At 51.1% G+C, this 21,958-nt stretch carries 17 protein-coding genes and 1 tRNA gene; 7 read left to right on the top strand and 11 right to left on the bottom strand.

Annotated elements, in window-relative coordinates:
* Positions 1–14 precede the first annotated feature (14 nt).
* Entirely contained in the window at positions 15–818 is an 804-nt protein-coding gene (locus tag OGY09_RS24230) for an MBL fold metallo-hydrolase (protein ID WP_275399114.1), read from the top strand.
* Positions 819–887: 69 nt separating this feature from the next.
* Here the strand turns inward: OGY09_RS24230 and OGY09_RS24225 are convergent, their stop codons facing one another.
* Complete coding sequence (locus tag OGY09_RS24225; RefSeq protein ID WP_032942601.1) at positions 888–3,332, bottom strand: trimethylamine-N-oxide reductase 2; 2,445 nt, start codon at positions 3,330–3,332, stop codon at positions 888–890.
* 20 nt (positions 3,333–3,352) lie between these two features.
* The gene (locus OGY09_RS24220; protein WP_032942600.1) at positions 3,353–4,447 is read right to left on the bottom strand and encodes a NapC/NirT family cytochrome c; all 1,095 of its coding nucleotides are present in this window, start codon (positions 4,445–4,447) and stop codon (positions 3,353–3,355) included.
* A gap of 530 nt (positions 4,448–4,977) precedes the next feature.
* On the opposite strand from OGY09_RS24220, the gene uspF reads away from it, so the two are divergent.
* On the top strand, positions 4,978–5,406 hold the full coding sequence (uspF, locus tag OGY09_RS24215; protein WP_003831130.1) for a universal stress protein UspF: 429 nt from the start codon (positions 4,978–4,980) through the stop codon (positions 5,404–5,406).
* Between the two features lie 55 nt (positions 5,407–5,461).
* Here the strand turns inward: uspF and torD are convergent, their stop codons facing one another.
* The 3 genes from torD to torC are packed head-to-tail and all read right to left on the bottom strand — an operon-like array spanning position 5,462 to position 9,781.
* Positions 5,462–6,076, bottom strand: coding sequence for a molecular chaperone TorD (torD, locus tag OGY09_RS24210; RefSeq protein ID WP_032942598.1), 615 nt, complete (start codon positions 6,074–6,076; stop codon positions 5,462–5,464).
* Positions 6,073–8,613: a trimethylamine-N-oxide reductase TorA gene (gene torA, locus OGY09_RS24205; RefSeq protein WP_032942595.1), complete on the bottom strand. Its 2,541-nt coding sequence runs from the start codon at positions 8,611–8,613 to the stop codon at positions 6,073–6,075. The genes torD and torA overlap by 4 nt, the downstream gene beginning before the upstream one ends.
* Entirely contained in the window at positions 8,603–9,781 is a 1,179-nt protein-coding gene (torC, locus tag OGY09_RS24200) for a pentaheme c-type cytochrome TorC (RefSeq protein ID WP_003831126.1), read from the bottom strand. Before torC ends, torA begins: the two co-directional genes overlap by 11 nt.
* 131 nt (positions 9,782–9,912) lie before the next feature.
* Here torC and torR point away from each other — a divergent pair, with 131 nt between their 5' ends.
* On the top strand, positions 9,913–10,605 hold the full coding sequence (gene torR / locus OGY09_RS24195) for a two-component system response regulator TorR (protein WP_020996565.1): 693 nt from the start codon (positions 9,913–9,915) through the stop codon (positions 10,603–10,605).
* Here torR and torT read toward each other — a convergent pair.
* Positions 10,578–11,609, bottom strand: coding sequence for a TMAO reductase system periplasmic protein TorT (gene torT, locus OGY09_RS24190; RefSeq protein WP_032942593.1), 1,032 nt, complete (start codon positions 11,607–11,609; stop codon positions 10,578–10,580). The genes torR and torT overlap by 28 nt on opposite strands.
* An 82-nt stretch (positions 11,610–11,691) precedes the next feature.
* On the opposite strand from torT, the gene torS reads away from it, so the two are divergent.
* Positions 11,692–14,457 carry a TMAO reductase system sensor histidine kinase/response regulator TorS gene (torS, locus tag OGY09_RS24185; protein WP_071992534.1) on the top strand — a complete coding sequence of 922 codons (2,766 nt, stop codon included), beginning with the start codon at positions 11,692–11,694 and terminating at the stop codon, positions 14,455–14,457.
* Between the two features lie 37 nt (positions 14,458–14,494).
* Here torS and OGY09_RS24180 read toward each other — a convergent pair.
* A tRNA-Arg gene (locus OGY09_RS24180) sits at positions 14,495–14,571 on the bottom strand.
* 39 nt (positions 14,572–14,610) lie between these two features.
* Positions 14,611–14,790, bottom strand: coding sequence for a hypothetical protein (locus OGY09_RS24175; RefSeq protein ID WP_032942590.1), 180 nt, complete (start codon positions 14,788–14,790; stop codon positions 14,611–14,613).
* Positions 14,791–14,824: 34 nt separating this feature from the next.
* Between OGY09_RS24175 and fimW the strand changes: the two genes are divergently transcribed.
* The 3 genes from fimW (at position 14,825) to fimZ (ending at position 17,746) form a co-directional block, all read left to right on the top strand.
* Positions 14,825–15,418: a fimbria biosynthesis transcriptional regulator FimW gene (gene fimW / locus OGY09_RS24170; RefSeq protein ID WP_008784010.1), complete on the top strand. Its 594-nt coding sequence runs from the start codon at positions 14,825–14,827 to the stop codon at positions 15,416–15,418.
* 386 nt (positions 15,419–15,804) lie between these two features.
* Positions 15,805–16,527 (top strand): fimbria biosynthesis regulator FimY, encoded by a 723-nt coding sequence (gene fimY, locus OGY09_RS24165; RefSeq protein ID WP_275399115.1) that lies wholly within the window; start codon positions 15,805–15,807, stop codon positions 16,525–16,527.
* Between the two features lie 586 nt (positions 16,528–17,113).
* On the top strand, positions 17,114–17,746 hold the full coding sequence (gene fimZ / locus OGY09_RS24160; RefSeq protein ID WP_003831119.1) for a fimbria biosynthesis transcriptional regulator FimZ: 633 nt from the start codon (positions 17,114–17,116) through the stop codon (positions 17,744–17,746).
* Positions 17,747–17,795: 49 nt separating this feature from the next.
* Here fimZ and sfmF read toward each other — a convergent pair whose 3' ends face one another.
* From sfmF to OGY09_RS24145, 3 genes are read right to left on the bottom strand one after another with little or no spacing between them, the layout of a single operon-like run.
* Positions 17,796–18,290, bottom strand: a complete 495-nt coding sequence (gene sfmF, locus OGY09_RS24155) for a fimbria assembly protein (RefSeq protein ID WP_187392937.1) — start codon at positions 18,288–18,290, stop codon at positions 17,796–17,798.
* A gap of 34 nt (positions 18,291–18,324) precedes the next feature.
* Positions 18,325–19,332: a type 1 fimbria D-mannose specific adhesin FimH gene (fimH, locus tag OGY09_RS24150; RefSeq protein WP_032942588.1), complete on the bottom strand. Its 1,008-nt coding sequence runs from the start codon at positions 19,330–19,332 to the stop codon at positions 18,325–18,327.
* A gap of 4 nt (positions 19,333–19,336) precedes the next feature.
* Positions 19,337–21,958: a fimbrial biogenesis usher protein gene (locus OGY09_RS24145; RefSeq protein ID WP_032942587.1), complete on the bottom strand. Its 2,622-nt coding sequence runs from the start codon at positions 21,956–21,958 to the stop codon at positions 19,337–19,339.

Below are 21,958 nucleotides of genomic sequence, written 5' to 3'. Positions count from 1 at the left end.
TACGGGAGTCAGGCATGGCTTTAACCCTCACAGTGCTGCTTGAAAACCGACGCGCTGCTGGCGCAGAAAAATCAATACTGGCCAAGCCTGGATTAAGTCTGTTAGTTCAGGATGAAACAACCACAATATTGTTTGATACCGGGCCGGACGGCAGCTTCATGCATAACGCTGCACAAATGGGCGTGGACCTGACCCAATTAACCGCCGTAGTGCTGTCGCACGGTCATTATGATCACTGCAGCGGCGTGCCGTGGCTTGCGGATAACAGCCGTATCATTTGCCATCCTCAACTGGCCTGCGAGCGTTACGCATCGATAACGGTTGCGGGAATACCACGAAAAATTAAAAAACTCTCGCGTGATAACAACTACTCTCGATTCATAATGGAATACACCCGCGAGCCGCTGGCTATCAGCGATCGTTTTTTGTGGTCCGGGGAAATCAGTGTCCCCACGCCACAGTCCTATGGCGTGATTAGCGAGAAAACACTCCAGCCAGATTACATCAGTGACGAAGGCGTATTGATCTATAAATCTGCACGCGGGTTAGTCATCATTACCGGTTGCGGGCATCGGGGAATAGAGAACATCGTACGCCATTGCCAGAAAATCACCGGGGTTACCAAAATTCACGCCCTGATCGGTGGCTTTCATTTACGCGCCGCCTCCCCCGCTAAGCTATGGCGGACCCGACAATTTATTCAGCAACAGCAACCCGAAAAACTGCTCGGCTGTCATTGCACCGGTTCGTGGGGGCGATTGTGGCTACCGGGAACTGACGCCCCGGCAACGGGAGATGTGATAGTGCTGGCTGAGTAACAACAGTAAAACGTTGCCCAAACAGCAATAAAAAACGGGAGCCTTACGGCCCCCGTTTATCAGTCATCATTACATGGTGACAATTGCTGGCTCATCAAAGACGGTGAGTTTTGGCGCTTCACCGGTGTATTTTTCTGCGTATACCAGGCTGGTATTCCCGGCACAGCCGTTCGCCAGTCTTGAAGTCGGGATATCCGCCGTCAGCACGTTCGCGCCGCCATTTTTACAGATACCGTTTTCAATATCCGGCCATGCGCCTTCATGAATACAGATGATGCCCGGTTTGATGCCGTCGCTGACGTGCGCCCCAACCAGAACCTGTCCACGAGCATTCCATACGCGGACCAGATCGCCCTCGGCAATCCCTCTGGCTTTTGCGTCATCCGGATGAATCGTCACCGGTTCACGATTGGCAATTGCGTACTCTTTACGTAGCGACGCGTAGTTCAGCTGGCTATGCAGACGATGTGCCGGGTGCGCCGTCAGTAGCTGCAGCTGATCTTTATCCGCAGTTCCTTTCCATTCATCCGGTTCAATCCAGGACGCATGCGGCGGACAGTCTTTATACTGATAGCCTTCAATCGTTTTCGAGTAGATTTCTATCTTGCCGCTCGGCGTTCCGAGTGCGTTCATCACCGGATCGCTGCGGAAATCCGCGTAGCGCACATATTTGTTATTCTTTTCATTCTCACGCATTTCGATCAGTTTATTCTGCTGCCAGAACGCGTTGAACTGAGGCATGGCGACACGCTGGGCGCGGGCGGCTTTTTGCGCGACGTCATAGAACTGCTTCAGCCACGCCATTTCGTCTTTGCCTTCGGTGTAGACAGCTTTCCCCCCCGGCTTGAGCATCTCAGCCAGATCGGCAAATACGTCAAAATCACTACGCGCTTCAAACTGCGGCTCAATGACCTGCTTCATCGGTACCAGATGCTGGTTACTGTAATCACCGGTCATGGTCAGATCGTTACGCTCAAACGAGGTGGTGATTGGCAGAACGATATCGGCGTGTTTGGCCGCAGCGGTCCAGTAGCATTCAGAGATGACAACCAGTTCAGGCTTCTGCCAGGCTTTGATTAAGCGGTTGGTATCCTGATGATGGGTAAAGTTAGCGCCGCCCGCCCACCAGATCATTTTGATATCCGGGAAGGTTTGCTCTTTACCGTTATGTTGATATTTGCCGCCTGGGTTTTCCAGCGCTTCGACAATTCGCGCTACCGGCAGGCTGGTCACCGCATCGGAAACCGCCCAGTCATTACCTGCCGATGACCCACCCTCAATTTTGGCGGAGATCGCCGGTAAGACCCCACCGATGCGCGTTGGATTACCGCCGTTGGAATAGTGATAAGAGAACCCGAAGCCGCCGCCTTCGGTACCAATTTGCCCCAGCATCGCCGCCAGAGTCACCAGCATCCAGTGTTTTTGCTCACCGTATTGCTGGCGCTGAATCCCCCAACCTGCCATGAGCATGGTTTTGTTGCTGGAGAAAATTTCCGCCAGCTTTTCCAGTTGCTCAGCAGGCACGCCACACACGCCAGATGCCCATTCGGCGGTTTTCTCTACTTTATCGCTCTTGCCGAGCAGGTACTCTTCAAACTGCGGATATCCGGTGGTGTATTTTTCCAGGAAGGCTTTGTCGTGAAGGTTTTTCTTCACCAGCGTATGGGCGATCCCTAACATCATTGCCACATCGGTCCCCATATGTGGCGCAATCCAGGTCGCATTATCACCAAAGAACTCGATGGTTTCAGAACGCATCGGATCGATGGCGATGACGCTTTTCCCTGATTTCTTCAGCAGATTAAAGTATTCGATCCCTTGTTCATCCGTGCTGCTCCAGGCAATCTTAAGGGTGTTGAGCGGGTTCATCCCCCACAGCACCACGACCTGACTGTGCTCAAGCACCATCGGCCAGGTGGTTTGCTGCTCATAAACCTCAACCGATCCCACAACATAAGGCATGATCACCTGCGCGGCACCGGTTGAATAATCTCCGGTATGCCCAGCGTAGCCACCGGCCATGCTCATATAGCGTTGCAGTAAGGTTTGCGCCTTATGCAGAACGCCGCTGGATCGCCAGCCATAAGAACCGGCAAATATCGAAGCCGGACCATAGCTGCTGCGGATCCGGCTGTGCTGTTCATGAATGAGCTTCAGCGCTTGCTCCCAGCTGACCCGCACGAAGGGATCGTTACCGCGCTTGCCATCCGCTTTACCCGGGTTTTCCAGATAGCTTTTGCGCACCATCGGATACTTAACGCGGATATTGGTATGAACCTGATCTGGCGCGGTTTGCTGTAATGAGTTCGGCACCGTTTTCGGCAACGCGCCTTTTGAGGAAACCACTTTTCCGTCTTTTACTTCCACGTATACCGCACCCCAACGTGCTGCCGTCAGGATTGCTCCGCCATTCTGGCCTTCGGCCCAGGCTGGCATTGGGATCACCGAAGAAATCGCCATTGTCCCGGTTGCCGCGCCAGCCGTCTTAATAAAGTCACGTCTTGTGAGTTTCATGATTTCTCCTGATTGATCGCTTATTTATTCATGTCTTTAGCGTTGTACTGGAAGTAACGGCTCAGGATATCCAGTTCGGTTTCACTGATATTGGTGCGAGCGCCCATCCCTTTGGCTACTGAAGGCCAGGCGTTGAGCGTGAAGTGATTCGCCGGAATTGGCGCATGACAGCCCGCGCAGTAAACATTGTCGAGTTTGCGCGCGTAATCCCACATAGGTTCACGGCTGGCGAGTGCGGAACCGCTCCATTCGCCCTGCAGCACGACATCTCGCCACGCATTGCCGTAGTCATCTTTTTTCCAGTCGGAGAGGATCTTCAGCGACTGTTGACCTTTTTCACTCAGGCTGGCAAGAATCAAACGCTGCCCTGCTGCGTAGTAAATAACCTGTTCACTTCCTTGCATCTGGCTACCGCGAATCTCGACCAGTCGCGCATTGTCCGTTGTTTTCAGGACCTGCATTTTGGTTGCCGGGTAAACAGTTCCCAGATCGCCCAACGCGGTGTTGCTTACAGCATAAAGTTCAGTTGCTGAAGCTGGGGTGGAGGCTGACTGCGCTTCAAGTCCTTTAAGCGCACTGTCATCCATTTTTATTTCAGGTGGGAAATGGGCGACGCCTTTATGGCAATCAATACAGGTTTGCTTTTCCGCGATGCCCATTTTGTGCATCTTCTGAGCATCCGCGCTTTGTTCGGCAAGATCCATGGCGTCCATACTGTGGCAGCTACGGCAGGTCGCAGAATCATTAGCCTTGAGCTGTGCCCAAACGGTTTGCGCCATCTCCAGACGGTGTTCTTCAAATTTTTCCGGGGTATCGATTTTTTTGGTTATGAACTGATGATAAACATCTTTTGAGGCCCGCAGCTTAGCCACCAGAAAATCCAGACCGCCCTCCGGGATATGACAGTCCGCGCACTCTGCGCGAATGCCTTTCTGATTCTGGAAGTGAACCGAGCCGGTATATTCTTCGTAGGACGCCTGCATCGTATGACAAGACAAACAGAATTCTGTACTCGAGGTTTTATGTAATGTCCATTGCCCCGCCAAAACAATAACTGCGCCAAGAACAATGCACAGCAGCATCGTCCATAGGATAGTTTTATTTATTTTTCTCATCTTTTATTTCCATCAGACGAATACCCTTTTAGAGGTAGACAATAAATATCCTAAAGCAGCTATTTATTGATATTCATCAAGCAAAGAGAGAAATAAGAATCAGCCAATGGGTAAGTTTGAAGGGGCTCGCATAATTAGTGAGAATGAAATGTAAATATCAAATTTCGTTTAAAATTAGAGTTTTATTCTACATGCAAGGTTTGATTATCCATTAACCACACAAACTTCAGAATAAAAATTCTATAAACAGTAAAAGTCGCTGAAGTTAATCCCGCGTTAACACTCGCTATATAATTAAATATACAATGAAAGCATATAAAAAAGAACCCTTTTCTATTTTGCGATTACACGTATTAATGAAGATACCTGTCTTACTATTTCGCTCACATATACATTACGGCCAGACATACGACACACACACATTTCATTGGCCCGCACTGATGCACACATCCTTGATCTGGTCACTTATTATACAGAAACAACTTTCGCTACACTCAGGGTAGAGGTAAAACAAACAGGAGGTAGTGAATATGTATCGCTCAATTCTGGTGCCCATTGATATCTCTGAAGCCGATCTCACTCGTCATGTTGTGCCGCAGGTCCAGGCGCATGCCAAAACCGCGAAGGTCCACTTTTTAGCAGTTATTCCTACCGTTCCGTTCTATGCCTCGCTGGGACTGGCCTACTCTACCGAATTTCCGGACAGAAGTGGTCTGCAGGCCAAGGCCAGCGAAAAACTCGAAGAGATTATTAAGCAGTTCAATATTCCTGCCGGCAGGACTCAGACCCACGTTGTTTACGGCCCGCCGAAGGATCAGATCCTCAAGCTGGCGGAGGCGGTTGACGCCGAGCTTATCGTCATCGCCTCACACAAGCCGGGGTTTAGCACTTATTTACTGGGTTCAACGGCGGCAGCCGTAGTCCGCCACGCGAAATGCCCGGTGCTGGTTGTGCGGTGATAAGGTTAAAACGGGAGCGAATGTGCTCCCGTTTTTCTATGGCTCAGGCCATCACTCAGTTCTGATGATCCAGCCTGACAAATGCCAGCAGTAGCTGGCTCAACACACCGTAGAAACCAAAGTCATCATATCGGCGGCATTTAGCGGTGAACTCCGGTAACCAGCGTAACAGCCCCTCCAGCGTTTCTCTGCGCAACGCATCAATACGCTGACGGCTACCCCCTGGCTCACCAAGAGAAAAATGCAGATGACTCAGCAATTCGATAAAAATCGCCAGATGATCGGCTGATTCGCTAAACGTATCGCTTACCTGCATGCCCGCATCAGATAACAGTTGTTTAATGACCCCGTAGTTTGGCCCTTCTTCAAGATGAGCCGACGCATAGGGTAACGCGGCGTGTTTATCCGACATCAGGAACAGGCTGCAAAAATCAGCCGCCAGTTCCAGGGTAGCGTCTTCACGTACCTTGAGCGCGGCAATTTTCGCTTCCAGCAAAAGAACATCCGCCTCAAGCGACGGTTCACCTTTGAGTACGGTGAACCACTCAGTCATTTCGCTGGACTGCAATTGCGCTAATCCCTCACCGTCACGCTCCCGGGAAAACATTTGCGCCAACCATGCATAAACACAGGCCATCTGTTCTGTCGTCAGGGAGGTGTGTTTCATCATGACGTCACCTTCTGTGCCGGGACATATTCACACTGCGCCACCATTTTTATCGGGCCGCTGAACGCCGTCACGTTATCCACCTTACCGGTATATTTCTCAATTTCCACCAGCGTAGTATGCGCACTGGTCGCCTGCGCCAGCTGAGACGTGCCGATATCTAGGGTTAACACGTTCGGATTGCCGTATTTACACAGCGCTCCGATTTCTCCGCCGTTATCAGGATCGTACCAGGCACCTTCATGGATGCGCGCCACGCCCGGCGAGTAGAGATCGGAGACAACCGCTCCGGCCAGCACTTGTCCACGCGCGTTAAATACACGAACTATATCGCCGTTGCGGATCCCCCTGGCGCTGGCATCCTGCGGGTTAATAAACACCGGTTCTTTGCCACCTACCGCGTAATGCTTACGCAGCGCTTCGGACTCGCAGAGCTGTGAATGCAGACGGAAATCCGGGTGGACGGATTGCAGATGCAGCGGCCAACGTTGCGATCCAGGCCCACCGTGTGAACGTTCGATTTTCTCAAACCACATCGGATGCCCCTGACAATCGTCATATTGCATATCGGCAATAGTTTTCGAATAGATCTCGATCAAACCGCTCGGCGTCCCCAGAGGCTCAAGGTCGGGATCTTCGCGGAAGGCCTGATGACGGACAAACATCTGCGGATGTTCGAATTCAACGTACTCTTGCTGATTCCAGAAAACGTCGAAAGCCGGAAGATGAACACCGCGTCCCTTCCCTTGCTGGCTTCCTTCCTGCCAGATGCGCTTCAACCAGCCCATCTCATCCAACCCTTCTGTGAACGCTTCTTCACGGTTAAAGCGGCGGCAAAGATCGCGGAAAATATCGAAATCATTACGCGCTTCAAACTGCGGCTGCACCAGCTGCTTCATAGCGATAATGCCGCGGTTGGAGTGGTTGCCATATTGGTCGAGATCGTTACGTTCAAACTGGGTCGTCGCCGGCAATACGATATCAGCGAATCGACAGGTCGAGGTCCACTGATTGTCGATGGCGATAACGGTTTCCAGCTTCCGCCAGCCCTCAATAATACGGTTGATCTGCTGGTGACGATGGAACGGATTGGTCCCGGCAAAAACGCACATCTTCAACGGTGGCAGCTTGACGGTTTTACCGTTCCAGTTAATGCTCTTGCCCGGCTCCAGAATCGCATCGATAAAACGCGCGATTGGAATGGTACTGCTGTAGCCCTTATAATCGGTGCTGTCATGTACCGGTGGAACGGTGGTAGAACCAGAAAATCCGCTCAGGATAACGCCTTTACGACCTGGGGTGCCCGCGCCGTTGTAATGCCAGCCAAAGCCAAATCCCCCCCCGGGTAAGCCAATTTGCCCAAGCATTGAGGCCAGCACTACGATCATCCACGCCCACTGTTCCCCATGCTGCATACGCTGCACGCACCAGCCAGCAATAATTTGCGTTCTGCCCCCCGCCATCTGCCGAGCCAGTTCACGGATTGCCTCAGCATCAATCCCGCAGATTTTTTCCGCCCACTGAGCATCTTTAGGCTGTCCGTCACTTTCTCCCAGCAGATAAGGCAGAAATTGCTCAAACCCAACGCAGTAGTTCTCGAGGAAATGCTTATCGTAGAGCTTCTCGGTATACAGCGTGTGTGCCAGCGCCAGCTGTAGTGGCACATCAGCCTGCGGGTTTACGGCGATGTGCTTAACCTTGTCGCGGCCCAGGTAGTCATGAGTCGAGGTGACGACCGGGTCAACGCTGATGACCGAAATCTCGCCCCGCGCCACTTTATCCTTCAGTTGCTCGTAGTATTCGTAGACATCATGATCCGGGCACCACCAGTTCGCCTGCTGGTTTTTGATGAGGTCAGAACCCCACAGCACAATGGTTTTGCTGTTTTCGAGTACCAGTGGCCAGGAGGTCTGCTGTTCATATACCTCCATTGAACCCACCACGCGCGGCAGAATGACCTGAGCGGCACCGGTGGAATAGTCGCCCCCCGTACTCACACTGTTGCCATGCAGCGCAATGGCACGCGCCAGCATCCCGGAAGCATTGTGGAACATCCCGGTCGATTGCCAGCCGCTGGCCGTTAGCAGCGCGCTCGGACCATAAGTCTTCTGAATGCGCTCCAGCTCCTGATAGAAGAAATCCAGCGCTTCATCCCACGAAACGCGCACAAAGCGGTTATCTCCACGTTGCGAGGTATCGCTCTGATGGCGTTTACGCAACCAGTCCACGCGGACCATCGGGTAGCGAATACGCGCTCCACCATGTACGTGATCCGGGAGTCCGGCGATCATTTTTGACGGGTATTTATCGCGCTCGAACGGCCTGGCTTCAATGAAACGACCGTCAACCACGGTGGCACGAATGGCCCCCCAGTGAGAACCGGTCAGAATCCCCTCTTTGACGCCTGCCCCCTGCACCTCTGCGGCATTAGCGTTACGCGGCGTGAGCAGCGAAGGCCCTAACATACCAGCTACGGTCAAGCCGCCCAGTTGCAGCAAAAAACGTCGGCGCGATGCCTGAAAGAGAACGTTATTTTTCATTGCTTTCTCCCTTATCGCCATGCGGCTTATCCGTAGTGTCAGAGGCATTCATTTGCAGATATTTCAGCAAGGTACGTTCTTCACGTTTATCCAGACTGGTAAATCCAATCATGCCGTTCAACGTGCCAATCCAACCGTTAGCATCAAAGTGTTCTTTCTCTGGTGCACCGTGGCATTGGTTACAGGTTCCGTTATAGAGCGAGTCGGCATAAGCCCAGATAGGTTTGATATCGTTGACCATATCGCCCTTCTGCATCCAGGCAGTGGCCTGCAATTTACTCCATGGCGTATTCGTTTCCGCAACGGTGGTTTGCTCCAGCGTCTTCACGTGCTGCTGGATGTCGCCACGAATGGAAGCCACAAAAATGCGCTTGCCAGGCAGTTGCGCCAACACGCGCTGACGCCCATTACTCTCGGTCCAGCCCACAATTTCAATTTGCAGCCAGTCACCGTCACGCTTTAACACTTTCACTTCAGAAGCGGGCAGCAGTGAGCCTGCAGGTTCTTTATCACCTTTGGCGGCATAAATAGGTTTGATGTCCAGAGAGTAGAGCGTCTCGCCATCGTCGTTCGCCCTGGCGCGTAACTCATCAAACTGCTTGCGGAAACCGCTGCTCATATCGGGAAGCTGGTGCGCAATACCTTTATGGCAGTCGATACAGGATTGGTTGTCCTTGGCCGCAATCTTCATCTGGCGCGCAGCTTCAGGATGTTGTTTCGCGTGGTCCATCGCATCATAGTCATGACAAGAACGACAGGTCGCGGAGTTGTTTTCCTTCATTCGCGCCCATTCGCGCTCCGCCAGCTCTGCGCGTTTAGCTTCGAATTTCTCTGGAGTATCAATAGAGTGGGCAACAAAGGTTTGGTAAATATCGTTGCTGGCCTCCAGCTTACGTTTCACCATGCCTGGAATATCAGATGGAATGTGGCAGTCATGGCATTCTGCGCGCACCCCGGAGGCATTCTGAAAATGCGCAGACTGTTTATATTCTTCGTAAACCGGCTGCATACTGTGGCAGCTCACGCAAAACTCGGTAGAACTGGTTAATTTAATACCAACGTGCGGCAAGACGATCAGCGCAATACCGACCACAATCCCGATAACGACCAGCGCCAACACTGACCAACGTGCGCTCGGTCTGAGCAGCGCCCTCCATAGTTTCCGCATAATAGCCCCTGTAATCTTATGGTTTAGTTACAGAGGATCTTATTTCTCAAATGTGAACAGCAACACTGGTCAGGATGAATGGCTTACGGCACAATGTGAACAGATATGAACAGAAAGAGAACACCATCAGGATGCCGCATCACATTGTCATTGTTGAAGATGAACCCGTTACCCAGGCGAGGTTACAGGCATATTTTGAACAGGAAGGTTATCATGTCTCTGTCACCGCCAGCGGAGCTGGTCTGCGTGAAATCATGTCACAACATCCTGTCGATCTCATTCTGTTGGATATCAACCTCCCGGACGAAAATGGCTTAATGCTGACCCGCGCCCTGCGCGAACGCTCAACGGTGGGGATCATTCTGGTGACAGGTCGTAGCGATCAAATTGACCGGATCGTTGGCCTGGAAATGGGCGCTGATGATTATGTCACCAAGCCGCTGGAGCTACGTGAACTGGTGGTTCGGGTTAAAAATTTGCTCTGGCGTATCGATCTTGCCCGCCAGGCACAGCCGGAGACCAAAGATAACTGCTATCAGTTTGCCGGATACTGCCTGAATGTCTCCCGGCATACCCTGGAGCTGGGCGATGAGACGATCAAACTCACCCGCGCCGAGTATGAAATGCTGGTCGCCTTTGTCACCAATCCGGGGGAAATTCTCAGCCGCGAACGTTTACTGCGTATGCTTTCGGCACGACGGGTAGACAATCCAGACTTACGCACCGTAGATGTACTGATCCGCCGTTTGCGCCACAAGCTACGAGCTGATTTACTGGTGACACAGCACGGCGAAGGTTATTTTTTAGCGGCCGACGTGTACTGATACAGATAAACCGGACGGAACCCGCCAGGAGACAGCGAGCGTTGAACATGCTGGCTGTCGGCATTTTTCGGGGTGAGCACCAGGATCGGCGGACTGATATTTTCCGGTACCGGTTGCCCTTGTAGCACCCTGATCGCCTGTTGAATCGCCAGTTCACCTTGCCAGACCATCTGATCGCTGGCAGCCATAATGATTCTTTCGCGTTTAAGTCCGCGATACACCTGATGCGACAGGTAAAAAGAGACCACGGTTAGCGGCGTCCCCGGATTCCGCTTCTCTCCCATCGCCGCTTCCGCAGCAATTGCCGTACCGGCAACCACATCGACATCCGGGTGACGCTCAAGCATCTCCTGCAACAGGTTGCGCTGAACTTCAATATCATTATCCCCCAACGCCACATCCACGATGTTCACCTGACTACCGGCAATCGCCTGACGGAATCCTGCCACCATTTCGCGGCTGCCTCCGGCATCATCAGGTCCTGGCAATAGCAGAACCTTTAACGGTTTGCCGCCGCTCCACTTGACCAGATAGCGGCCCGGCTGATACCCCATCTGGAACCACGGAACACCGACCCGTGCTTTCACCGTCGGATCGTCTATCGCATTCACTACCTCAATGACCGGCAACGCGCCTACCTGCGCGGAAAGATCCGGGAAAGTCGTCGTGCTGCTACCCAGCAATATGGCATCTGCTCCCCATTGCTGGCACTGGGCGATTTGTGTTTTTTGCGTGGAGAACTGACGATACCCTCCCGCCTCTAACACCTTCAGACTTACTCCGTATTTTCTCGCCGCCTCAAGCATGCCGTAATTCACGGAAAGCCAATAGGAGTCTTTCAGGCTGGGATACAGCGCGCACAGTTTCCAGACTTTGTTTGCAGTAACGTCCGATTGCAGTTCCGGAACTGCCTGCTGCGTATCCTGCCAGCGCAGCAATGCGGCCCCAGCCGCATGACTCAAACCGGGAAAAAGCGTGATTAACAGGAAAACCAATACGCGCATGATAGCCTCAACATTGATAAGGCTTTATCCTAGTTGCTTTCCTCTTTTGGACTCAACCTTTTTAATCTGTGGCGACCAGACAGTGAATTTATCTCTGACCAAACGACTGTGGATAGGCTTTGCGCTGATGGCGGCACTGACTCTCATCAGTACGCTGACAGGCTGGTATAACTTGCGTTTTGTCAGCCAGGTTGAGCAGGCCAATACCCAGGCGCTAATTCCAACCATGGATATGGCACGCCAGCTCAGCGAAGCCAGCGCCTGGGAACTGTTTTCCGCACAAAATCTGACCACCGCAGACAATGAAAATATTTGGCTGGCTCAGGGGAGAATGTTAACCGCCCAGAGTCTGAAAATAACCACATTACTCAAAACCCTTCGTGAGCAGGGCTTTGATACTTCTGCCATTGAACAGCAGGAGAAAGAAATCGCCCGGTCGTTAAGCCATCAGGGGGAGATGGTTGGCGAACGCCTGAAATTACGCGCTCAACAGCAACAACTCAGCCAGCAAATTATTGAGGCCACCGCTGACGTTGCCGAAATGGCACGCGGTCAGGCCAGTAATGCCGCCACGTCGGCGGGTGCGACACAGGCCAGCATTTACGATTTGATTGAGAGCCATCAGGGGCAGGCCGCTGAACACGCGCTGGACAGGCTCATCGATATCGATCTGGAATATTATAACCAGATGAATGAACTGCGCCTGAGTGCGCTACGCGTGCAGCAAATGGTGATGAATCTGGGGAATAACCAGGCGCAGAATAACCTGGCTGCGCTGGAAAACCAGTTGAATGCCGCCGTCAGAGTACTTCAGCGCCGACAAATACGTATTGAAGATCCCGTGGTGCGCACTCAGGTGGCCAACACCGTCAATACGATTAGCCGTTATGTTGAGCTGCTGTCCCTGTATCGCCAGGATAATGACATCACGACCCAATTGCAGATCTTATCGCAGAATAATATCGAGCAATTTACCCGTTTCAGTAGCGAAGTCAGCCAGTTGGTGGAAATCATCGGCCAGCGTAATCAAAGCGGACTGGCACATCTCAAACAGGCCAGCCAGCGCGGGCAACACTTGCTGCTGCTGTTAGGTGGCGTGTCATTATGTTTGCTGATTCTTATACTTTGGCGTGTGGTTTATCGCTCAGTCACTCGACCACTGGCACAGCAAACCCAGGCGTTACTGCGTCTGCTTGAGGGGGATATTGACTCCCCATTCCCGGAAACCGCAGGCGTTCGTGAACTGGATACCATCGGGCGGTTGATGGATGCCTTTCGCGGCAGTGTTCACGCCCTCAATAGCCATCGCGAACATCTGGCTGCACAGGTTAAAGCTCGCACCGCCGAGCTGCGTTCTATGGTATCTGAACACCGACAGGCCCGTGCAGAAGCTGAAAAAGCTAACCAGGCAAAATCGGCGTTTCTTGCCGCCATGAGCCATGAAATACGCACCCCGCTGTATGGTATCCTCGGCACAGCGCAATTGCTCTCAGACAATCCCTCCCTGGCACAGCATCGGGAAAATCTACGCGCAATCACCGATTCGGGCGAGTCTTTGCTGACCATCCTCAACGATATCCTGGACTATTCCGCCATCGAAGCCGGTGGAAAAAATGTGGCGATAGGCGATGAGCCTTTTGAACCCAACCCCTTGCTGGAAAGTACGCTTCAACTCATGAACAGCCGCGTTGCTGGTCGCCCGGTCGTGCTGGTTGCGGATTTTGCCAATGACGTTCCCGTTTCCCTGCGTGGCGATCCGCGCCGCATCCGGCAAATCATTACTAATTTATTAAACAACGCACTACGCTTTACCGATCGGGGACACATCATCCTGCGTAGCCGATGTGAGGGCAAAAACTGGTACATCGAGGTTGAAGATACAGGATGTGGAATTGACCCTGCCCTCCAGCACGATATTTTTCAGCCGTTTGTTCAGGTAAGCAGTAAACGAGGTGGAACCGGACTCGGACTAACCATCAGCGCCAGTCTTGCCCAGGCAATGCAGGGAGAGCTGAGCGTCACCAGCACACCCGGCGTCGGGAGTTGTTTCCAGCTGCGTCTGCCATTGCGGGCAACCACGATGCCCATCATGAAACCCGCACAACGCTCCATATCGTTACAGGGCTTACGCTTATTGCTTATCGAGGATAATCCTCTTACACAACGTATCAGTACTGAAATGCTCATCCTCAATGGCGCACAGGTTACTGCTGCCAGCAGTGCCGCTGAGGCGCTAAAAATATTGCAGGAAGATACACACTACAATGCTGCTCTGGTTGATTTCGATCTTCCTGATATCGACGGGATCACGCTGGCACAGCAGTTAGCCCACGACTATCCGGCACTTAACCTGATCGGCTTTAGCGCGCACGTCATCGACGAAACGCTAAGCCAAAGAACCAGCACCCTGTTCCTCGGCATTATTCAAAAACCAGTCCCCCGGGATGAACTCAGTCGACTTATTACGCATTATCTGCACGGTAGTGCGACTCTCCCGCTTGCATCAGAAAATGACAACAAACGGTTAGATTTTCATCAGTTGTCTGGAGATATCCAGGTTATGGGATGGCAAAAGGTGCGCGAATGGTTAGCGCTCTTTAAGCAACACACTCTTCCTGTATTAGATGAGATTGACGCTGCCCGCGCAGCACATGACGACGAGCGGATAAAACGTCTGACGCATCAGCTAAAAAGCAGCTGCGCCAGCATGGGAATGCGCTCAGCCAGCACGATGTGTGCAGCACTTGAACAGCAGCCGTTGGGTGATTTTTCACTCAGAGAGGAGATCCAACAAAGTCTTTATGAGGTAGAACGTTGGCTGGAAAAAGAAAAACCGTCCCGCGCGTAACGGTACGTTGAAGCTGAGCATAGAGACTGACTTTGAATGGTACGCCCTGTAGGATTCGAACCTACGACCTACGGCTTAGAAGGCCGTTGCTCTATCCAACTGAGCTAAGGGCGCATTGCGAAGTGATTACTTCATGCAGATGAAACGCGTGAATTATACGGTCAGCGCCTGCTGAGTCAATGCCTTTTGTTTCAGTTGCTGGCGAAGTGAACGAATGTTGATTTTTTCTGCTTGTTCAAAGGTATCCAGGAAATCGCCTGGTAACAACTCAGCCCACGAAACGCCAGATTTAGGGATACATGTATTTAGAATATTTATGATTTTGCTTAACATTCCCTTACCCCTCCAGCGGTTCAGGAACTCTTTAATGTTAAGTATCGCCATCAAGGAAGAAAACAGTCACTTCGAACATGGACTAAAAATTATCATCTCCCATTTGGCAAATCAGTGGCATCAGGAGATTTGCTTTTTGCCTGTCGAGGATATCGATCGCGCTGACATCGCGTTTATTTCCCTGGATGAAGATTGGCTCAGCGCCGATTGCTATCAGATTCCGGTCCATACCCGCCGCCAACACCGGGTTGTCATCTGCAACAGAAACGATAAAGATAAGCTGATGTTCCGGCCCTGCCTGTACATGTTGCCACTGATCTATCGGGAAGATGACGTTGAGGAAATGACTAAAAAATTAGTCCTCATCCTGCAAAAACGTGCGCTGCGCAACAACGTGCCCGCAACTATCTGCCATTACTGCACCACTCGTAACTTTTCTATCGAAGAACGTCAGTTCTTAATGTTTCTCGCCAGCGGCTATACCTTAGCCGAAACGGCCCACTTGCTCTCGGTAAGCGAAATTCAGGCCAAAGCCACCCGTCGCAGCATTATGAAAAAGCTGCATGTGAAAAACGATCAGCAATTCTTAAGATACATCCGGGCGCATCTGAACTTTCTACAAAATTAGGTGGCATCTCTCTGCCTGATTTTTTATTGAGAAAAATCTCATCACCAATTAAGTATCGACACCTACTGTACCTATCTCCATGCTGCCAGAATAATCCTGGCTTACTATTTCCAGGGTAACAGAAAGACACACCCGGTAATATTTTATCTAATCCCATAGAGAGGTTGAACTGGATAAAACGACTTTTTGGGCATTGAGTAAGACATCAGAAAACTTCCGGCAGATTATTCTGATGGGATACGCAATTGCCAGTCTGATGATTGCTGAAGCATTGAAACCCAACAGCACAAGGAAACTCGCCTTTACGCTGGAGAAAATTTGGGTCAGGGATGTTTATAGCCAGCAATTTATCCAGACCTGCCGCAACAGAAATGGAATGGAAAAGGATGCACAGCGCAAAACGCCGGGATCGACATCGCCGTATACGAAACACTAACTGTACCTGGCAATATCCTCACTACACATCACAGGTATTTGACCAACTTGAGTATCTGACGCAAAAACTCGAATACACATTACCGAGTGACACTATATCTCAGGCGATTATTACGACAGATTACTATCTGGCCTATGCGCTGGGTCGACATTTATTTTCAGGAGCACGTACCGCGATCTTCCAGACCATTGAATCGGCCAAAATCAGCCTGCGAGAGTCGGTAATTAGTCAGTTAGTGGTTGATATGGAAGGTTTAACAATCTCTTATTTTGATGTTCTGGAGTATCTGCGCCAGCTAATTAAACCGCGGAATAACATCCAAATCTTCATATTACTTTCCCGCCACGATGAAGACCTAATCCCTTTTATTTCTCTGTCCGGTCCATTTTATATCTTGTCACGTAGCCTGCGCCTCCCGGAGATGCGCCGCGCTTTATTGTCGCCAGTCCTTAACTATATTCACTCCAGGCACATAAACCAGCTCGATTGGGAGATGGTGGAATTACTCTTACAAGGTAACTCCTTAAAAGAGATTGCTTTGTTACAAGCTCGCCCCTACCACCGTATCATCTATCGCCTGAACCAGCTGATTGCGCGTCTGAGCTTAGCAAACCGGCAGCGTTTTTTGCACCTGATACATCGCCTCAGCGTTACCTCTGCTCATTTAATTTAACACCCTAACCCTATGTGCCATAAGATTTTTTAGGAAATTACTTATTTTTATATGAGATAAAAGATCTAAATTTCACAACTATTTAATATTTACAACTATTCCTGGTATTATGCTAACTTCCACCACCCCAGTAAACCATACTGATTCTGTGCATATCAGCACAAATAGCGTCATTCCCACCTTAACAAATCCTAAACAATTAGTTTATTGTATTGTTTTTACCATTTAAAAATTTTTTTCAGTCTGCCATAATTCAAACAGCAGTAAAATAATGCCAATAGTCATTAACACATCTGGATCTTTTAGAACATCCTAACTGACATTAACAACCTGAATGTTGTAAGCCTTTTCCGAAAGAACAGAGCAGGTATAATCCCCATAGTTTTCTGATTAATTGTTAGTTTTCCCAGTGTGAAATGGATTTTCCACAAATTCATTGTTCTGTAGAAGAGCAACCGAATAAACAAGGATGAAATAATATTTATTCGACTCTCCCTCAGAACAACCCTTGGCTATTTGACAATATTATAACGCCTGATGTTTTATAAAATTATCAAGATACGCATACAGTTTGAGGCATACAACAATGAAACCAGCATCCGTTATCATTATGGACGAACACCCTATTGTCAGAATGTCGATAGAAGTACTACTTGAAAAAAACAGTAATATCCAGGTTGTGTTGAAGACCGATGACAGCCGTACGGCAATAGAGCACCTGCGCACTTACCCTGTCGATCTTGTCATTCTGGATATTGAACTACCTGGTTCAGATGGATTTACATTACTCAAGAGAATAAAGTCTCTGCAGGAGAATACTCGGGTGCTGTTTCTCTCCTCCAAATCGGAGTCTTTTTATGCCGGGCGTGCTATCCGGGCCGGTGCAAATGGTTTTGTCAGTAAACGAAAGGATTTGAATGATATCTACAATGCGGTAAAAATGATTTTATCGGGATATTCTTTTTTCCCTTCAGACACCCTTAACTTCATTAACAATATAAATATGAAAAAAGGTGTATTGAATGACATGCCGCTCTCTAATCGCGAAGTTACGGTTTTGCGTTATCTGGCAAATGGCCTTTCTAATAAGGAAATTGCTGAGCAGCTGTTACTCAGCAATAAAACGATTAGTGCTCACAAAGCTAACATCTACGCCAAACTCGGCTTACATACTATCGTTGAGCTGATCGATTACGCAAAAATGCATGAATTAATGTAATAGCACTCCCGGCGAGACTTCGTTCGGGAGCGTTTTATCCGCGCATTGATTAGTTATAGTTAATCATAAATGTGGCATCGGCCCTGGCGAGGCCAGGCTGAACCCCGTCTGCTAACGCGATATAGTTGGCGAAAAAGGTCAGCGTGGCATTGCCGTTCTCATCAATCCCTACGGTTTGGCTGGCCTGCTCGAGCGGTAATCGCGTACGGTCGCTGTCATGCAGTTCGATCGCCACCTTTTGCGCCATCACCGCGTCATCAAGCGCCAGCAACGTCGTACCGGGGGCCGGAGTACCAGAAAACGTTATTGACGCGGATCCCGGCGGGCAGCCTTCCAGCTTCAGCGTAAACGCGACTGGTTGGGTAGTATCCCCGCTGGTCTGTAACTGCTTTGTTGGCCAGGTGCCCAATTCAACCGACTTATTGCTGTCGCTGGCAATCACCGCGCAGGTAAAGTCCACCACGTTTCCGCGCAGTTCAATATTGATTTCGCCCAGCGATGAGGCCGCATGGCACAACGAGCTGAATGTCAGTATGGGCAGCATCACCAGAAGCGCCCATGAAGTTGGCGTTTGCTTGTTAGTCATAATCTACTCGCAGATAGCCACGGGCAGTAAAAGGCCCTTCAGTAGGTTTATTCCCCGTCACGCTGACCGGCCATGTCCGAATACTCACGTTTGCCGCGGCGTTATCATCCAGTTGAAATGGGATCGTGCTGGACAGATTATTGGGCGTCAGCGGTCTACCGGTTTTGTCGGCGACAATGAACCCTAAGTCAGGATTGTCCGATACCATCATTTGCCCGGAGGCTTTCTCGGCCTCTACCCGCATGGTTAAGTAGGCCTGTGCGGCGACGTTGGTGCATTTTATCGCCACCGTTTTGGTCTGCGGATTAATGCCTTCGGGACGGTTTCCTGCCCCCGCCTTGCTGAACAACGATGCGCCAATATCGCCAAAATCAAACTCGACAATCTGCCCTGCGTTCACCTCACAGTTTTGTGGAACCTCCACCTTACCGCTGTAGCTGATGGTATAAACCGGCGTGCTTAGCGCATCTCCGGTACTGGTCGTGACATAGACTCTGAACATGGTCTGGCGCGGGATCGGCACCATGTTAATAAACGAGCGGATCACTTTGAGTTTAAACACCAGGTTTGAATCCTGTACGCCAAAAGGCTTCTGCTTCGAAACGTTCGAGTCAACGCCCATACGGATATAATTTCGCGGAGGATAAAACAACCCGGCATAGCTGTCGGTGATGCTCATGGCCCCCAGCAGGTAGTCATTGAGCTTCAGATACTGAAAACCACCCTCGGTACTTTGAACCGGAAGTTCAGTGACATAGCTTCGATACGTGTAATCCACATGCGTCCCGGCAGGACAGGTGGCATTAACGCCAATCCAGCCTGATTTTTCCGGCAACGTCACCACCTGCCCCGGCTGATTATTGCTGCTGTTAAAGACGTTCGACAGATCGTAAAAAACATCCGTTGGTGTGCCATTCGAGTTTTGGCAGACCGTCGCCCAGGACGAATGAGCCATCAGCAGTAAAGCGCTTCCCAGTAACAAACCTGTTTGTCGTTTCATCGTATTATTCCTGTCGTGCCGTTGGAGATTCGCACGTCACGTTCGTGAGCGTCACCGCCTGTTTCAAACTCTCCTCAGGCAAGGCATAGTGCGCCACGCAGCGAGCGTTAGCGCTTTCCCCCCATTGGATCAGCAATTCACCTTTTAGCGGCAAGCCGCTCAGGTAGATTTGCCCGTCTTCGCCCACCATACTGGTCACGCCGCTGGTGTTTTCACGCACAACGGATCCAAATGGCACAGGTTTACCTGCATATTTCGCGGTTATCAGCGCCCGCACACCGATACGTGTATCAAACGCGGCTCGCACCAATGCTCCTTGCGTTGGCACGACGCTGCTAACGTTATTTTCCACATCGGTATTGTTGTTCATTGAATTGGTATCTAACGCGACGCGGTTATAGCGATAAACGGTGGCATACGGCATCACCGCGTATCCGCGCCAGTCGGTTTGCACGCCGGTCTGGTTTTCTATCCGCACACCCTGCGCGCCAGGTGCTTTAACCAGCACATTGGTGTCCCCCAGCGGCTGACTGAGCGTAATACCGTCCGCATGCCCCACCACGCCGCCGGAGAGCTGCCAGTTATAGTCATGCTGATCGCGATCGTAGTTGTATCCCACGCCCAGCGTGCCATAAGCCGCCTGCCAGTTGGCGCTGGCGTTTCCGCTGTAACCGTTGGTGCTGCTGTGCCCCTGATTCACGCTATAGCTCAGGTTGCGTCCATCCAGTAACGTACCGCCGATCCCGCTCTGCCAGCTGTTTTGTCCGTTGCTGTTGCGGTTGGCATTAAAAGTGGCGTAGGTGCGATCGAGCGCGTTATCACGCGAGTAGCGCCGTCCGCTTAGCAGGCTGAACGGCACTGACATATTGAATGCCAGAATACGGTCGGTGTCGGAGATGCCTACCGATTCATTCCACGACCAGGAGAGTGAATAGCTAATTCCCTGCCAGCCGCTGGCATAGCCCACCTGATACCAGGTATTGGTGTCTGAGGTATTCCAGTACGTTTGCTGACTCCCCGAAACATACAGCGAGCCGTAGTCTCCCAGGTTCTGCGAAATGTTAATCTGGAAGCGGCCCTTTTTGCTGTAACTCAGGTTGTGGTAACTCTTCACATCGGGCACGTCGTGGCGATTGCCTTCGCTGTCGTATTCATACTCATACCCTTCCATGCTGCGATACGCGACGTCATCAAGGGTATAGAAGCCGCGCGTTGAGTAGCGATATCCCAACAGCTGGAAGTTTGTACCAAAGTTGTTCAGCGATTTCGCATACAGAAAACGCAAAGACTGCCCCTGATGCGTACTGTCATCTGCCAGTTGACTGCGCGCATGGGTTAAATCCACAGAAACCGCCCCCCAGTCCCCCAGGTTTCGGCCAGTGCCTAAAACTACCGCGGTGTAACGTGAGGCCAGCTGCGTACCGCCATAAGCGGTGTAGCCTTCTGGTAACCCGGCAATTAATGTTCCCTGGAAAAAGAACGGTGAAGATTGCTGGCTATTGCCGCTGCGAAAATCCCCGGCAACCACGTCGTATTTGAAACGCCCTTCTCGTTGTAACAAGGGAACCGTGGAGTACGGCACCGTATAGCGCTGCTGGCTGCCGTCCTTTTCGTCCACCGTCACCTCAAGGTCACCGCTGGATGACGTCGGGTTGAGATCGGTTATCGAAAAAGCGCCGGGTGAAACATAGCTTTGATAAATCACATAGCCATTCTGACGAATGGTCAGTTTCGCTGCGGTACGCGCAATACCGCGAACGGTAGGCGCGTAGCCTTGTAAGCTGTCGGGATACATACTGTCTGAGGAATAGAGCCGCGCCCCGCGAAACCCGACGCTGTCAAAAACGTCGTTGCCGGTGTTGCTGTCGCCCATCACCAGTTCACCCTTCAGCGGGATAATCGCGCGCTGAAGCCATGTACCGATATTTTTCCAGCTTTGTGAGTGGTATCCGTCACCTTTGGAATAGCTCCATGCGCCGTTATTTCTCAAGCGCCAGGGGCCATAGTTCAGGCCACTGAGCATACTTAAGAAATAGCTGTCAGTGTCACTGCCGCGGCTGCCGGTAAAGCTGTAGTTGACCAGCGCAGCCGGGATCCCTTCATCCCACTCCTCCGGCGGAATATAGCCACGCGCGCTGTTTAACATTGACGCCTGCGGCAGGCTGACGTTTAAGCGCAGGGTAGAAAAATCAAATGCAATCTCACTGCCTGGAATCGCCTCAGGTAGATTGATGCAGGTATCGTTCGGATCCTTACTGAGTGCCGGAAATGCGGTGATATTGACGCCAAGGCGCTTCACCCAGTCGAGTCCAAAACACGGCATCAACCCACCAGACTTCTCCCCGGCTTTTCCCTCACTGCTCGTAAAACGAATATCCTGAGTAGCAACAAACTCATCGTTGCGCCAGATATCCACACGATAAACACCTTCAGGCTGATGATTGCCTTTTTCAAAACGTGATAAATCCGCCACGGTCGCCGTATCCGCAGATAAAAAGGCCGGATTAAAATAGCTTTCCCCATGGCTTAAAGAGGGAAAGAGCGCCGCCAGCGTGGACAACGCCACCCCCGCCAGCGGTGGCGTAACCCCCGGTAACAGGCCAGGAAAATACGTTGTCTTATTCAT

Origin of the sequence: Citrobacter sp. Cpo071 (assembly GCF_030332765.1) — a bacterium.
GTDB lineage: Bacteria > Pseudomonadota > Gammaproteobacteria > Enterobacterales > Enterobacteriaceae > Citrobacter > Citrobacter portucalensis.
The sequence above is the reverse complement of the archived record's forward strand: the minus strand, read 5'-3'. Positions and strand labels throughout refer to the sequence as shown.

What these genes read in the sequence shown, in the direction of transcription:
- torR (WP_020996565.1), top strand. Translation starts at nt 9,913, where the DNA reads ATGCCGCATCACATTGTCATTGTTGAAGATGAACCCGTTACCCAGGCG.
- torT (WP_032942593.1), bottom strand. Translation starts at nt 11,609, where the DNA reads ATGCGCGTATTGGTTTTCCTGTTAATCACGCTTTTTCCCGGTTTGAGT.
- OGY09_RS24220 (WP_032942600.1), bottom strand. Translation starts at nt 4,447, where the DNA reads ATGAGAAAAATAAATAAAACTATCCTATGGACGATGCTGCTGTGCATT.
- torD (WP_032942598.1), bottom strand. Translation starts at nt 6,076, where the DNA reads ATGATGAAACACACCTCCCTGACGACAGAACAGATGGCCTGTGTTTAT.
- OGY09_RS24175 (WP_032942590.1), bottom strand. Translation starts at nt 14,790, where the DNA reads ATGTTAAGCAAAATCATAAATATTCTAAATACATGTATCCCTAAATCT.
- sfmF (WP_187392937.1), bottom strand. Translation starts at nt 18,290, where the DNA reads ATGCTGCCCATACTGACATTCAGCTCGTTGTGCCATGCGGCCTCATCG.
- fimH (WP_032942588.1), bottom strand. Translation starts at nt 19,332, where the DNA reads ATGAAACGACAAACAGGTTTGTTACTGGGAAGCGCTTTACTGCTGATG.
- OGY09_RS24230 (WP_275399114.1), top strand. Translation starts at nt 15, where the DNA reads ATGGCTTTAACCCTCACAGTGCTGCTTGAAAACCGACGCGCTGCTGGC.
- torA (WP_032942595.1), bottom strand. Translation starts at nt 8,613, where the DNA reads ATGAAAAATAACGTTCTCTTTCAGGCATCGCGCCGACGTTTTTTGCTG.
- uspF (WP_003831130.1), top strand. Translation starts at nt 4,978, where the DNA reads ATGTATCGCTCAATTCTGGTGCCCATTGATATCTCTGAAGCCGATCTC.
- OGY09_RS24225 (WP_032942601.1), bottom strand. Translation starts at nt 3,332, where the DNA reads ATGAAACTCACAAGACGTGACTTTATTAAGACGGCTGGCGCGGCAACC.
- OGY09_RS24145 (WP_032942587.1), bottom strand. Translation starts at nt 21,958, where the DNA reads ATGAATAAGACAACGTATTTTCCTGGCCTGTTACCGGGGGTTACGCCA.
- fimW (WP_008784010.1), top strand. Translation starts at nt 14,825, where the DNA reads ATGTTAAGTATCGCCATCAAGGAAGAAAACAGTCACTTCGAACATGGA.
- fimZ (WP_003831119.1), top strand. Translation starts at nt 17,114, where the DNA reads ATGAAACCAGCATCCGTTATCATTATGGACGAACACCCTATTGTCAGA.
- torC (WP_003831126.1), bottom strand. Translation starts at nt 9,781, where the DNA reads ATGCGGAAACTATGGAGGGCGCTGCTCAGACCGAGCGCACGTTGGTCA.
- fimY (WP_275399115.1), top strand. Translation starts at nt 15,805, where the DNA reads ATGCACAGCGCAAAACGCCGGGATCGACATCGCCGTATACGAAACACT.